At 70.1% G+C, this 13,821-nt stretch carries 9 protein-coding genes; 2 read left to right on the plus strand and 7 right to left on the minus strand.

Annotated elements, in window-relative coordinates:
- Positions 1–112 precede the first annotated feature (112 nt).
- From pheT to GF068_RS17025, 5 genes are all read right to left on the minus strand, one after another.
- Complete coding sequence (pheT, locus tag GF068_RS17005; RefSeq protein ID WP_153820410.1) at positions 113–2,581, minus strand: phenylalanine--tRNA ligase subunit beta; 2,469 nt, start codon at positions 2,579–2,581, stop codon at positions 113–115.
- Positions 2,582–2,701: 120 nt separating this feature from the next.
- Positions 2,702–3,778: a DUF4340 domain-containing protein gene (locus GF068_RS17010; RefSeq protein ID WP_153820411.1), complete on the minus strand. Its 1,077-nt coding sequence runs from the start codon at positions 3,776–3,778 to the stop codon at positions 2,702–2,704.
- 18 nt (positions 3,779–3,796) lie between these two features.
- On the minus strand, positions 3,797–5,635 hold the full coding sequence (locus GF068_RS17015) for a GldG family protein (protein ID WP_153820412.1): 1,839 nt from the start codon (positions 5,633–5,635) through the stop codon (positions 3,797–3,799).
- Between the two features lie 10 nt (positions 5,636–5,645).
- On the minus strand, positions 5,646–6,383 hold the full coding sequence (locus GF068_RS17020; protein ID WP_153820413.1) for an ABC transporter permease: 738 nt from the start codon (positions 6,381–6,383) through the stop codon (positions 5,646–5,648).
- Between the two features lie 6 nt (positions 6,384–6,389).
- Positions 6,390–7,559, minus strand: a complete 1,170-nt coding sequence (locus GF068_RS17025) for an ATP-binding cassette domain-containing protein (protein ID WP_240806951.1) — start codon at positions 7,557–7,559, stop codon at positions 6,390–6,392.
- Positions 7,560–8,006: 447 nt separating this feature from the next.
- On the opposite strand from GF068_RS17025, the gene GF068_RS44280 reads away from it, so the two are divergent.
- Both GF068_RS44280 and GF068_RS17035 read left to right on the plus strand, forming a co-directional pair.
- On the plus strand, positions 8,007–9,107 hold the full coding sequence (locus GF068_RS44280) for a hypothetical protein (RefSeq protein WP_206079487.1): 1,101 nt from the start codon (positions 8,007–8,009) through the stop codon (positions 9,105–9,107).
- Positions 9,108–9,210: 103 nt separating this feature from the next.
- Positions 9,211–11,070, plus strand: a complete 1,860-nt coding sequence (locus GF068_RS17035; RefSeq protein ID WP_153820414.1) for a GAF domain-containing sensor histidine kinase — start codon at positions 9,211–9,213, stop codon at positions 11,068–11,070.
- Here the strand turns inward: GF068_RS17035 and GF068_RS17040 are convergent.
- Positions 11,064–11,633: a hypothetical protein gene (locus tag GF068_RS17040; protein WP_153820415.1), complete on the minus strand. Its 570-nt coding sequence runs from the start codon at positions 11,631–11,633 to the stop codon at positions 11,064–11,066. The two genes, GF068_RS17035 and GF068_RS17040, sit on opposite strands and share 7 nt — an antisense overlap.
- A 21-nt stretch (positions 11,634–11,654) precedes the next feature.
- Entirely contained in the window at positions 11,655–13,802 is a 2,148-nt protein-coding gene (locus GF068_RS17045; protein ID WP_153820416.1) for a hypothetical protein, read from the minus strand.
- Positions 13,803–13,821 lie beyond the last annotated feature (19 nt).

A 13,821-nucleotide genomic window follows, 5' to 3' on the forward strand; every position in this document is an offset into this window, starting at 1 on the left:
GCGCCCGGGACCCTCGTTTGGTTAGCGCAAACGCTGCGTAGAAACACGGAATGGCCTCCGTGTTCGCAGAGATGTCGAAATTTCATGAATAGGCTGGACGGAGAACCGTGGCTCAGGCGCGGAGCGTGGCGCCGAATCGGGCGTGGACGGTCTCGAAGACGGCCTTGTTCCGCCGGTCGACCTCCTCGTCCGTGAGCGTGCGGGCCTTGTCGGGGTCGGTCGCGGCGCGTGGATCGCGGTAGACGACGTGGAAGGCGAGGGAGCGGTGGCCCGCGGGGATGCTGCCGCCGCGGAAGACGTCGAAGACCTCCACGGACTCGCAGAGCTCGCCGCCCGCCTCGCGGATGGCCGCCGCGACCGCGCCCGCCTCGACCTCGTCACGCACGGTCAGCGCGATGTCACGCGTCGCCGCGGGCAAGGTCGGGATCGGGCGGTACTGCGGCCGCGCAGCGCCCACCTCGGCGAGCGCGCGTAGATCGAGCTCGACGAGGACCGCGGGGCCGCCGAGGTCGAGCTTGTCGACGACGTCGGGGTGCAGGACGCCGAAGGCGCCGACGACGCGGCCCTTCACGAGGATGTTCCCCGCCGCGCGCGGGTGCAGGTACGGCGCGCGTGAGGCCTCGGGCTGGTGCGCGACGGTCGCTTCTTCATGGGTCACGCGCTCGACGATCTCGAGCGCGACGCCCTTCGCGTCGTACACGTCGACCTCGACCGGCTTCTGCAGCGGCGAGCGGCGGTAGCCGGCGAGGACCGCGGCGAACGAGGGGGCCTCGTCGGCGAGCGGCGCCTGCGCAGGATCGGCGAGGAAACGCGCGCCGACCGTGAAGAGCCGGGCGTCCTGGACGCCGTGCCTGCGGGCGCGCCGCACGGCCTCGAGCAGGCCCGGGAGCAACGAGGTGCGCATCACGGAGCGATCCTGCGTGAGCGGGTTCAAGAGGCGGAACGGCGCCGGCGGCAGGCCGAGCGCCTCGATCTCCTCGGGCGAGACGAAGCCGTAGGTGATCGCCTCGGACAAACCCACCGCGACGGCCGCGCCACGGACGCGGAGCGCGAGGTCGAAGGCGTGGCGCGGGGGCTGGGGCCGGAGCGCGGGGAGCACGGTCGGCACGGTGCCGAGGCCACGCACGCGCACGATCTCCTCGACGAGATCCGCCTCGCCGGCGATGTCGGGCCGATGTGACGGCGGGACGACGTCGGCGTACGCGGCCTCGCCCTCGCCGTGCGTCGCGCGGATCTCGAAGCCGAGCCGCGCGAGGATGTCGGTCGCCTCGGGGAGCGGGACCTCCACGCCGAGCAGCGCGTTCATGCGCGCCGCGCGCAGGCGCACGGGCTCGCGGGGCGGGATCTTCGAGCCGGCGAGGATCGGCTCGCGCGCCGCCGCGCCACCCGCGAGCTCCGTGAGCAGCGTCGTCGCGTAGGCGAGGGCGTCCTCGAGCGAGCCGTGATCGACGCCGCGTTCGAAGCGATGGCTCGACTCGGTGTGCATGCCGTGCCTGCGCGCGGTGCGCCGGACGCCACGCGGCGCGAAGTAGGCGCACTCGAGCAGCACGCGCGTGGTGCTCGAGTGGATCTCGCTGTCCGCGCCGCCCATGATGCCGGCGAGCGCGGTCGGCCCCTCGGCGTCCGCGATGACGAGGTCGTCGGCGTCGAGCTTGCGATCCTCGCCGTCGAGCGTCTTCAGGGGTTCACCCGGCGCGGCGCGGCGCACGATGATCTGGCCGCCGCGCACGTCGCTCAGATCGAACGCGTGCATCGGCTGTCCGTACTCGAGCAGCACGAGGTTCGTCACGTCGACGACGTTCGAGATCGAACGCACGCCGAGGCTCTCGAGCCGGTACCGCAACCACGTGGGCGAGGGGCCGATCGTCACGTCGAGCACGAGGCCCGCGCCGTACCGCGGGCAACGCTCGGTGTCGTCGATCCGCACGGAGACATGGCGCGAGACGGCCTCGCCTTCGGCGAAACGCGCAGGGGCTCTCGGCGTGGGCCGCTTCCACGGCAGGTTGAAGAGCGCGGCGATCTCGCGGGCGAGGCCGATGTGGCCGAGCGCGTCGGGACGGTTGGGGGTCAAACCAAGGTGGAGGATGTAGTCGTGCACCTCGGGCATGGCCTCGCGCAGCGGCGTGCCGGGCGCGGCGAGGCCCTTCGGCAGGATCAGGATCCCCGCGTCCTCTTCCTTGCTCGCGACGGCGGAGAGGCCGAGCTCGCGCTCGGAGCAGAGCATGCCCTCGCTGACGACGCCGCCGATCTCGCGCGGCGTGAGCGTCATGTTCACGGCCGGCAGGTGGGCGCCGAGGGGCGCGAATGCGACGAGCCCGCCCGGCTCGGGCACGTTCGGCGCGCCGCAGACGATCTTCTGCTCCGCGCCGCCGCGGTTGATCGTGACGAGCTTGAGCTTCGCCCGCGACGGGTGCGGCTCGAAGGACAGCACCTCGGCCACGACGAGCGTCTTCGTGCCCTCGCCGAACTCGGTGATCGCCTCGACCTCGATGCCTGCGTGCGTCAAGCGCCGCCCGATCTCCTCGGGGGAAGCATCGAGGCCGGGGACGAGCTCGCGAATCCAGCGGTAAGAGGCTTTCATGACCCCTGCGGCCTAAAACGCATCCCCCCGAGATTCAAGCGTTCTCGCGCGACAAAAGCCGAAGGCCCCGTTCCGGGTGGGAACGGGGCCTCCGTGTGTCCTCAGCCTAAAGGCGCCGGATCACTCGAGCTCGGGAGGCGCGCCGTGGCCGTGGCCGTCGTCCTCCCCGTGCTCGTCCTTCTTTTCGTCCTTCTTCTTGTCGTCGGACTTCTCGAACTTGGCGCGGTCCGCCGTCGCCCAGTCGCCCGACCAGGACGAGATCACGTAGACCGTGCCGTCCGCGCCCTCTTTCTGGGCGAAGCGGCTCGATCCCTTGCTCGTCTTGCCGACCTTGACCGTGATGTCGCCGGCGTTGTCCTTCAGCTTGATCTGGACCACGCCGCCGTTCGTCTCGGCCGCATCGAGCCCGGTGTCCGATTTCTCGTCACCGAAGTCCTCCGCGGTCAGGGACTTGTACGCGCGCAGCATGTCCTTGACCTTGGCCTCGTCGAACTTCTCCCACTTCGTCTCGGCCTTGCCGAGCTTGCCCTTGTCGCGCTTCGCGTACGAGCCGGACCACTTCCCGTCGTTCTGCGAGAAGCTGAACTGGCCGTTCGCGTTGGTCACGGACACCTGGATCGCGTTCGCGTCCTCGAACTTGAGGATCGACGTCTCGCGCCAGTTCTTGACCTCACGCGTGTAGAGGAAGCTCGAGTAGCCGCCGACCACCCACGCGCCGTCCTTGCCGCCGACACGCGCGAGCTGGCCACGAGAGCCGCTCTTGCCGAAGTAGGCGTCGAAGACCTTGCCGTCGCCCTTGTAGGCGACGACGTGGACGCCCTTCTCGTCGTCGAGCTCGTACTGCTTGTAGGTGCCCGTCCCGCGGTCGATGCTCTCCTTGACCTTGATCTCCTTCAAGTTGTCGAGGAGCGACCGCACGTTCGAAGCGTTCGCCTTGGCGGTCACGGGGGAGATGACCTCCCACGCGTCGCCCTTCTTCTCCAGCGTGACGTTCGACTTGTCGGCGTTCTTGATCTCGATCTTGGTGATCGCCTCGACGTCCTCCTTCGAGGGCGCGAGGGCCGGGAAGTCGGCCGTCGCCGCGGTCGCGGAGTGGGCCGAGAGCTCCTTCTGCTTCGTCTGCCTCGTGGCGTAGAGGCCTCCGCCGAGGGCCGCGAGGACGCCGATGGCCACGTAGATCTTGTGCTCGGTCTTCATGGGTCTCCTTCGTCTTCGTCAGTCGAGTCGGATGGATTCCCGCGCGTTCTCACGCCGCCACCAGCGGAAGAGGCCGAACGCCGCGAAGAGCAAGGGGCCGAAGAGCGTGAGCGACCACTGCACGCGCGTCTGCGTCTTCTTGCGCTCGAGGCGGTACTCCTCGGCCTTCTTCGTCGCCGTCGCCTCGTCGTCCGTCGCGTCGAGCTTCGGCGCCTCGATGTTCGCGTACGTGAGCTTCGGCTCCTGGAGGAGCTTCGCGCTCGTCGCGATGAGGTCGCTGTCGCCGCTCATCCAGTCGAGGACGTTCTTGAACGCGAGGATCGTCGCCGTGAGGTAGTTCTGGGCGTACGGCATCGAGAGCATCTGCAGATCCTCGTCGCCGCCCATGCCGCCCATCATCGCCATCTGCGGCGGCATCGGGGGCGGGTTGCCCGAGCGCGCGTAGGGGTTCGCGAGGAACTGCGAGGCGCTGATCACGAGCAGGCGGCTCTTGTCCTTCGACTCGGCCGGCGCCTCGATGCCCTCACCCGCGCCGAACGCGCTCTTGATCTTGCCCTCGAGCGCGACGGCCATCGCACGCTGGCCGTACTCGCCCTTGGGCTTGGCCTGGGCCGAGAACTTGAGGTCGATCGCGTCGGAGGTGTCGATCGTGCTGCGCGGCGTGGAGCGAGCGACGACCTTCATCTGCGCGCCCGGCTGCTTCTCCGGGTGCGGGACGAGCGTCGAGGGGAAGGGGAACGCGAGCTCCTCGATGCGGAAGAAGCCGGCGAACGACGAGTCGAGCGTCTGCTCGGCCTCGTTGAGGCCGTCGACGTGCTGCGCGTGCGCCATGCCGTAGCCGATGATGCCGACGACCTGGCCCGTCTGCGTCGGGACCGCGATCCGGACGGGGCGGCCCCAGTCCATGATCGCTTCCTTCTTCATCTCGACGCCGTAGCCGTCGAGCAGTTTGTCCAGGCCGTGGAGGTTCAGCTCGGCCTTCATCGCCGCGTCGGAGGCCTTGAGGTTCACGGCGCCCGCGATCACGACGACCGACTTGTTCCCCTCCATGAGGAACTGGTCGATGCGGCGGAGCTCCTTCTCGGTGTAGTCCTTCGCGGGCTGCGTGATGATGATGCCCGCGAGCTCCTTGTTGATCTCGGCGTCGCCGTTCTGAAGGTCGACCTCCTCGATCTTGTAGAAGGGCAACGCCTGGTCGAGGATGCCCTTCATCGAGGGCCCGCCGCCGCGGCCGGGCTGCGCCGCCACGAGGTTCGTGTCGGTCAGCTTGATCTCGTCCTTGCCCGTGATGACGCCGTATTTCTGGTAGACGTTGTCGGCGCGGTCGCGGATCTCCCGGATCTTGTTGGTGATCCAGAACTCGAGCCCCTGCGACTGGTCGGCGGAGAGGACCGGGATCGCCTCCTTCTCGCTGCCGTACTTGAAGGCGATGCCCATGTAGCCGCGCGTGATCGTGGCCGAATCCTGGCCCGTCTCGCTGCCCTCGCCGAGCACCACTTCCTGGAGCCCCGCCTCCTTCGCCGCCGTCTTCTGCTCCTCGGTCTTCGCCTCGACGAGCGTGTACTTGAACTTGCCGCTGCCGGCCCGCTCGTACTCGTTCATGAGGTCGACGAGGTCCTGGATGAACGCCTCCTGCTTGGGGCCGCCGCGGGTGATGTAGACATCGACCGCGAGGTCCTGCTTGAGGCCCTCGGACACGAGGCGCGCAGAGCCCTTCGAGAGCGTGAACCGCTCGTTCTTCGTCACGTCGATGCGCTTGTTCATGCCAAACGCGATGACGTTCGCGACGACGAGAATCGCCGCGACGAGGACGAGATAAACGCCGGTCGTCGCTTTGGCCTTGGTCTTGCGTTCCATGGCCTTCCTCCTACGCCCACTTCCGACGCTCGAGCGCGCGGAACGCCGCCATCAGGCAGCCCACGGTGATCGAGGCGAAGTAGACGATGTCACGGGTGTTGATCATGCCCTTGGCGAAGGGCACGAGGCGGGTGTCGAAGCTGATGAAAGAGATCGCCTCACGCAGCCAGGGCGTGGGCATCTTGTCGGCGACGCTGCCCACCATGTGGAGCGCGAAGAGCGTCACGAACGTGATGAAAAACGCGACCGTCTGGCTCTCCGCGAGCGCCGAGATGAGCAGGCCGATCGAGACCGCCGCGGCGCTGTAGAGCAGGAGGCCGAGGTAGCCCGAGTAGACCGGGCCCATGTCGAGCGGGCCGAGATCCCACGGCTTCCAGAACATCATGAGCGGGTAGAGCAGCGTCGAGGCGACGAGCAGGAGCACGAGCCCCAGCGCCCCGAGGAACTTGCCCAGGATCACCTCGTGATCCTTGACGGGCAGCGTGATCAGCATCTCGAGCGTGCCCGAGCGCTTCTCCTCCGCGAGGAGGCGCATCGTCACGACGGGGATGATCAGGAACGACAAACCCCGCGGCGCCTGCGCGAAGATCTGCACGAGCGAGGCCCGGTCCTGCTGCCAGAAGCCGCCCCCGAACTCGAAGAACACGAAGCCCAGGAGGATCAGCCCGAGGCAGATCACGACGTAGGCGAGCGTCGAGTCGAAGTTCGAGCGGAACTCGCGCTTCGCGATGATGAATGTGGTGCCCATCGGCGTTCAGCCCTTCTTCTTCTTGTCGTCCTCGTCGGACTCGTCTTCGTCCTCGTCCTCGTCGGACGCGTCCTCGTCGGACTCGTCTTCGTCGGACTCGTCTTCGTCCTCGTCCTCGTCTTCCTCTTCGGCGGCCGACGCTTCGTCCTCGTCCTCGTCCTCGTCGACGATGGGACGGCCGCGATCGCGGCGCTCGTCGTGCTTCGTGAGCGCCTTGAACACGTCCTCGAGCTTCTGCGCCTCGCGCCGCATCTCGAGCATGAGCCAGCCCTTCGAGACCACGAGCTGGAAGATCTCCGGCCGGATGTCGCCGTCCTGCGCGCCCATGAGCTGGAAGCTGTGCGCGCGATCGTCCGTCGGGAGCTCGATCACGCTCGTCACGCCGGGCAGCTTCTCGAGCGCCGCCTGCACCTCCTCGGCGCTCGGCGCCTTCTTCGCGGGGCCTCCCTCGAAGATGCGCTTCTCGTGCACCTGCACGACGTAGCGGACCTTGCCGGTCCTCGCGCGGATCTCCTCGAGCGGCCCGTCGGCGACGATGCGCCCCTTCGAGACGATGATGGCGCGCGCGCACGCCTGCTCGACCTCGGAGAGGTTGTGCGTCGACAGGAGGATCGTGCGCTCCTTGCCGATCTCCTGGATGTACTTGATGACCTCGGCCTTCTCGTTCGGGTCGAGGTCGCTCGTCGGCTCGTCGAGGATGAGAATGGGCGGGTCGTGCACGAGCGCCTGGGCGAGGCCGACGCGCTGCCTGTAGCCGTGCGACAGGTCGCGGATGTCCTTGCCGAGGCTCGTGGCGAGACCGCAGATCTCGACGATCCCCTTCATGCGCTTCTTGAACGTGGACGTCTCGAGCCCACGCATCTCCGCGACGAAGCTCAGGTACTCCCAGACGTTCATTTCCCCGTAGAGGGGAGCGCGCTGGGGCAGGTAGCCGATCTTCTTGCGGACCTCGAGGGGATCGTCGAATACGTCGTAGCCATGCACCCGCGCCGTCCCGCCGGTGGCGGAAATGAAGCAGGTGAGGATGCGCATCGTCGTGGACTTGCCGGCGCCGTTCGGGCCGAGAAAGCCCACCACCTCCCCGCGGTGGACCTCGAAGCTCACCTTGTCGAGCGCGCGAAACGCCCCGTATCGCTTGGTGAGCCCATTGGCCTCGATCATCACGTCGGTAGACAATCCGACCTCCTTCGGTAGAGCGCGCACCTCGCGCCCCTTTGTCGCTGCACGGTGAAACCAGTTGGGGGTCCGCCAGAGCCGCACGGCGGCGCCCCATGCCTCGGGATCTCGGCGTTCTCGTCGATCTACCCCGAGTGAACGGCGCGCATCCTAGCGGTGGGCGGATCCGTGTCAACGCCATGGTGACGTTGATCGCGCGGCCCAAACCCCCAGCGAACCGCTTTATTCCCGGCCGCACGTCGAGATTTGTGTGTTCCGTCATACGCGATTTGGGCGTCAGGCGCGGAAGCGGCGAGGGACGCGGAAGGGGAGGCGGGGCTGGAAGACACGGGCGGCGCGGAAGCGGCGAACGGCGCGGAAGCCGAGAGCACGGGCGAGGGGTGGGGGGCGCGTGTTAGGTTCGGGCATCTTTCTTCGACGCCGCGAGCGGCGAGCAGGAGGTCCTTCATGTCCCTTCGAAAGCACTGGTCTTTTCTCGGTACGAGCGCGGCGTGCGTGCTCGGGTTCTGTGTCCTCGCGACGGCGTGTCGAACGGAGGAGAACAACAACCCCACGGGCGGCAACGAGGGCGGCAGCGGCGCGACAGGCCCCACGGGCCCCGGCGGCAACGGCGGCGCGGGCGGCGGCACGGGCGGCGGCGGCGGGGACGGCGGCGGCGGCGGAGCGGCGGCGTGTGACGGCAAGGAGGTGACGATCGAGCAGATCACCAACGCGAACGCCGCCGGCGCGGTGGGCAAGGGGACGCCCGTGAAGGTGAAGGGCGCCGTCGCCATGAGCCACAAGTTCCTCGTCTCGCAGAGCAACGCCGGCAACTGCCTCTGGGGCGTGTTCGTGTCGGCGCCGGGCCTCGCGGAGACGAAGGAGTACTCCGGCGTGATGGTGCTGAGCTACGGCGTGCCCGCGTCGATCCCGCCGGGCGGCAACAAGGCGTACTGCCCGAAGCTCTCGAACTACTTCGAGAACGATCCGCTGCCGGGCGACGCGATCCCGGACGACGTGAAGCCGGGCGACGTGCTCGACATCACGGGCGTGGCCGATTCGTTCCTGCTCGCGGCCTGCGCGAACGAGATGAACGGCAGCCAGGTGCCGCAGACGCAGATCGCGTTCACGTGCTCGGTGACGAAGACGGGGACGGCGCCCGTGCCCGCGCCGCACGTGTTCACGGACGTGGCGGACATGACGAAGCTCGGCTCGCCGACGGACAAGGCCTTCCACGACGCGTGGGGCGGCGTGAAGGTTCGGGTCCAGAACGTGAAACCCGTGCCGCAGCCGGACCCGGAGGGCGGGATGACCGAGGTCGTCGTCGGCGACTTCGGCGCGATCAAGCTGATGGACTCGAACCTCGAGGTCGGCGACAAGATCTATTATCGCGGCTACGACAAGAACGATTGCTACAACGCGCCGGTGTTCTCGGACGTCAATATGACGTTCAATACGATCGACGGGTTCAGCTACCTCAGCTATTGCACCTGGGGCCTGCAGCCGAACGCGAAATGCGCCGATTTCGATCCGAAGAGCGAGGACTGCGGTAGCTTGACCTGTCCGTGACGAGGCGCGCCGCCGAGGCCCCGGACGCACGCCCATCCCGCATCCGGGGCCCGGCGCGTATCTCTATCCCCCACGCCCCGATCCCGAGTACGCTCCGGTCATCATGGCCGTTCGCCGTACGACCGCAGCGACGAGGCCGAGCCCCTCGCTCCAGGCGCTGCTCGGCCTCTCCGGTCTGCTCGCGCGCGGAAAGGCCGGCGGTTTGCTCTCCGAGGCGCTCGCCCTCGTGCTCGAAGGCGTGGGCGCGTCGCGCGGCGCCGCGTACGAGGCGAGCGACGACGGGCTCGAGCTGAAGGCGGACGTCGGGCTGCCCGCGACGCTCCGCGCCTACATCAGAACGTTCCCGAGCTCCGAGGTGCCCTGGTTTCCAGCGCAGACGGCCGCGAAGAAGAGGCGCGTCGTCACGGAGACGGAGGCCCAGAAGGCGCTCGCCGGGCGCATCGATCCGGATCTCGTCGGCAGCGCAGGCTGGGCGACGATCGCCGCAGCGCCCATCCTGATCGGCCGGGACGTGCTCGGCGTGCTGGTCGTGGCGGCGTCGGCGCCGGAAATGCTCTCGCCGGAGGCGCCGTTCGTGCTGGAGACGGCCGCGAACATGCTCGCGCTCTCGATGGCGCACGAGAAGGCGCGCGAGCACGCCGCGGCCCTCGTGGAGGCGACGAAGGTCGCGGGGGACTCGCACGAGGGGAGGGGCGCGGACGCGAAGCTCGCGCGGCTCGCGATCCTGGGCTCGCTCGCGGCGGGGTTCGCCGACGAGATGCGCTGGCCGCTGTCCTCGCTGGGCACGCAGCTCGAGGAGCAGGAGAAGCTCATCGGCCACCTGCGCGTGCGTTTCCCGGGCGTGGCCTCGGCCCTCGACGATCTCGCGCGGATCCAGGACGAAGCCACGACGGCCCTGCGCTTCGCGCGCACCGCGGGGACGCGGCTGCTCTCCGCGCTGGAGGACTCGAGCGCCGAGCCCGTGGACCTCGAGGATCTCGCGCACGAGGCGGCCGCCCTCGTCGAGCCCACCGCGCGCGGAAAAAACGTCGATCTGCTGGTGACGGTCATGCACGGCACGGCGCCTGTCGTGGTGGGGAAGCGGAGTGATCTCGGTCAGCTCCTGCTCGCGCTGATCACGAACGGCGTGGAGGCCTGCGCGGCCGCCGCCGCTGCGGCGAGCACGAAGGCCGGCGAGGGGGAGCAGAAGCCGCTCGTTTGTGTGGCCATCACGCGCGAGATGGATCGGGTGGTGGTGCGCGTCGAGGACGCGGGGCCAGGCATCCCGCCCGACGTGCGGGCCCGGATCTTCGATCCCTTCTTCACGACGAAAAAAGACGCGCTCGGGATCGGGCTCACGCTGGCGCGGCAGGTCGCGGCGTCACACGGCGGGGCGCTGGAGCTGGATCGGTCCGAGCTCGGAGGCGCGCTCGTGCGGGTCGTGCTCCCGGCGGCGCCAGCGGACGTCGTGGTGCTGCGGGATCAACCACCGCCGCCGTCGCGACGAAAGCCGTTGTTCGACGCCTCCGAGGCCGTGATCGCGCCCTCGTCGCCCATCCACAGCCCGTCCACGGCGCGTGACGGCTGGACCTCCGCCCCGAAGCCGATCGAGCAAAGGAAGTCCCGGCGGCCCGTCCGCGCGCCCGTCCCGATCCCGAACGCGCTCGTGGTCACGGCGGACACGGACGTCTGCGCGCCGACGCAGCGGGTGCCGCGGACGCCGTCGGGAGGGCACGCCGCGCAGACGCCGAAGGTCCCGGACGTGGCGCCGGCGTGCGTATCGAGGACGACGGCGCCACGCGTGACCATCGTGTCGTCACCGGGCCGCGCGCAGGACTCGTCGCAGATGGCGACGCAAAAGCTGCCGCCGAAGGTGGCCCGGACGAACCTGACGCCGGGCGGCAGCCTGGTGCCGACCGACCGGGTGCCCGAAGCGCCACGAAGGGCGCCGCGATCACGAAGGTCGAAAGAATCGCCTCAATAACCCCAGACGTATTCGGCGCGGAGGAAAGCGCCGATCATCTGGTCGTAGCCGCCCTTCGGGCCGAGGAGGAGCACGCCGTAGCGGCCCGAGGCGCCCAGCGTGAAGCTGCGGGTGACCTGGTAGTCGACGCCAACCAACCCGGACAGGCCGAGGCGGCCGCTCGTGCAGCCGGTCTCGCCGGCCGCGCCGCACGGGTCGAGCGCCGAGACGGCATACCCGCCGGCCATGACGCCCGCCCAGGGGACCCAGCGCAGGACATCGATGACGTATCCAATGCCGACGCCGCCTCCGGCGAGCAGGACGGGCGTCTGACCCGGCGCGATGCTGCCGTCGACCTGGACCATCAAATTGAAGGCGTCGCTGAGGCCGTACGTGCCGTGCACGGCCGCGCCGACGCCGTGCAGCGAGGTCGCCGTGGTCGGAATGCTGCCGCCGGGCAGGAGGAGCGAATACCCGAGCCCGCCGCCGACGTGCCACTGCCGCTCGTACGCCTCGGCCTCGGGCGCGAGGGCCAGGATGGACAGCATCGAAGCAAGGAGCCAGGGCGCGCGGGACCGTCGCATCGCAGAGAGCGATAGCACCTTTTACAGGTCGAGGTGCCGCGCGAGCTCGATCCGGGTCGGATCCGAGGCGACGCCCCGCAAGAAACGATAACGCGCCTCCCAGCGCGACGCGGCCTCGGCGTCGCCACGCACGCGCGCCGCGTCCGCGCGGGCGAAGGCATACGAGCGGAGCGAGAAGCGGCGCGTGTCGAAGGCCGAGGCCGCGTCGAGCCAGACCTCGACGTCCCCTTCGGAAGGATCGAGCAAGCGACCCGCGAGCACGAGGTGCACGCCGAGCCAGGGCGGAGCATCGCCGCGATCCCGGAGCGCCGCGAAGCGCCCCGCGCGGCGGAGCTCGGGATCCGCGCCCGCGAGGCCCACCCAGCCGTCGAGCGCGCGCGCGACACGCGCCGATTGCGCGGCCACGTCGCCAGCTCGATACACTTCAAGCGGGTTGCCGAAGCCGATCCACACGAGCGCGGCTCCCGCCTCGACGTCCTGCCACGAAGGCGGCGGCGCGGTCCTCGCGCCGAGCGCCGCCAGGAGCCAGCGCGCCCGCGCCGCGAGCAGGAGGTCGCGCGAAGCCTCCGCGCGTTGCTCGCCTCGCTCGGCCGAGCTCCGCGCTTCCTCGCGCTTGCCGAGCGCCATCGCGAGCTCCGCCCGCTGGATCGCCACCGCCGCGGGGACACGTGGATCCGCGGCTCCGCCCGCTCGGTCGTCCTTCGCGGGCACGTCGTCCACGGCGAGCTCGTCGAACGCCTTCTCGCGGTCGCCGCCGAGCCGGAACACGTTCGACCGCAGCAGCGCGCGCCCGTGTGGCCCCAGCCGGAGCGCGGTCGCGGCCTCGTCCGCGGCGTTCGCCCCGCCCTCGACGTCGCCCTCCCGCGCGAGCGCCGCCGCCGCTTCGAGCCAGAGCGCGCCCCGCGCCGCGACGAGCGCCTCGGCCGTCGCGCGGCTCGTCCCGCCCTTGGGCGCGTGCAGCTTCGCCTCGAGGCCGAGGACCCCGCGCGCCGCCGCCACGAACGTCGCCCCCGGCACCACGGGCGCCGGGTCCGCGTCGCCGAGCGCGGGCCTCCGCTCGGCGAGCCACTCGGTCGCGGTCCACGCGATCGGCGCGGCGAGCGGCTCCTCGTCGTCGCGGGCCTTCGCGAGCCGCGCGACGTCCTCCGCGTCGAGCTCCGCGCCCGCCGCGAGGAGCGCCGCGAGCAGCGCGACACGCACGCCCGGGCCGCGGGGACCCCGCTCGAGGAGCGACTTTCCTGCCGCGATCGCCGATTGCAACGGCTCGGTCGCCTCGCCGTTCGCGTGGGTCGTGGCCAGCCGGAGCCGGAGCAGCGCGCGTTGCTCGATCGCGTCCGCGCCTCCCGCCTGAGGGTTTTGCGGCATCGGCGGCGGCGATTTTCCGGCGCGCGCGGCGCAGGCGACAAGCAGCGCGCGCACCTCGCCGAAATCACGCGCCATTCCTTCGTATCGCCGCGACGCCCGATCGTCTTGCACGAACGGCAGCATCTCGAAGCCGCGCGCTGGATCGTCGCCCAGGCCCATGCAGAGCACCGCGGCGATCGCCGTGCGGCTGTCGTGATCCCGCGGGTCGAACTCGGCGTATTTCCGCGCGAGGGCCTCGGCGCGTTTTGGATCGGCCTCGAGCAGCGCCGCGCGTAGCGCCGCGATCCGCACCCGGAGATCGAGCCACTGCTCGCCCCGCGCGAGCAGCGTGCGGCGATCCCCCAGAGCGTCCGCCTCCCGCCCCACGTCCGGCGCGCCGACCGAGCGGCCGAGCTCGTCGAACGTCACGCGCTGCGATCCGCTCCGCACCACCGTGGCCTGTTGCTCGAGCTCCTCCGCCGCCTTGGCCAGGCCCTCCGCCGACGGCACGGACGCGGCCGCGTCGACGTACCTGGCGTGCGCGATCCGCGCGTTGAGCTCCTCCGCCCGGTAACGCGCGCGGTCCGAGGTCGTCGGCATCCGCGCCGGCAGGATCATCCACTCCACGAGCTCGCCGCAGGCTGGCTGATCGGGGCCACGTGGCGCCTCGTACGACGCGAGGCAGGCCTTCGCCTCGCGGGTCCCGTGGGCGAGCATGATCTCCGGAACGGTCACGGACGCGGCCGCGGCCGTGGCCACGACGGCGACGCCGGCGAGCGCGGCCATCCGCGCCTTGCCGAGCTGCCTTTGCCGTGTCGCGCCCATCTGGCGCCCTTCTTAGCTG

Source organism: Polyangium spumosum, assembly GCF_009649845.1.
Classification (GTDB): Bacteria; Myxococcota_A; Polyangia; order Polyangiales; family Polyangiaceae; genus Polyangium; species Polyangium spumosum.

Bases quoted from the DNA above. Each gene is read 5' to 3' on its own strand.
- pheT (WP_153820410.1), bottom strand. From the start codon at position 2,581: ATGAAAGCCTCTTACCGCTGGATTCGCGAGCTCGTCCCCGGCCTCGAT.
- GF068_RS17010 (WP_153820411.1), bottom strand. From the start codon at position 3,778: ATGAAGACCGAGCACAAGATCTACGTGGCCATCGGCGTCCTCGCGGCC.
- GF068_RS17015 (WP_153820412.1), bottom strand. From the start codon at position 5,635: ATGGAACGCAAGACCAAGGCCAAAGCGACGACCGGCGTTTATCTCGTC.
- GF068_RS17020 (WP_153820413.1), bottom strand. From the start codon at position 6,383: ATGGGCACCACATTCATCATCGCGAAGCGCGAGTTCCGCTCGAACTTC.
- GF068_RS44280 (WP_206079487.1), top strand. From the start codon at position 8,007: ATGTCCCTTCGAAAGCACTGGTCTTTTCTCGGTACGAGCGCGGCGTGC.
- GF068_RS17035 (WP_153820414.1), top strand. From the start codon at position 9,211: ATGGCCGTTCGCCGTACGACCGCAGCGACGAGGCCGAGCCCCTCGCTC.
- GF068_RS17040 (WP_153820415.1), bottom strand. From the start codon at position 11,633: ATGCGACGGTCCCGCGCGCCCTGGCTCCTTGCTTCGATGCTGTCCATC.
- GF068_RS17045 (WP_153820416.1), bottom strand. From the start codon at position 13,802: ATGGGCGCGACACGGCAAAGGCAGCTCGGCAAGGCGCGGATGGCCGCG.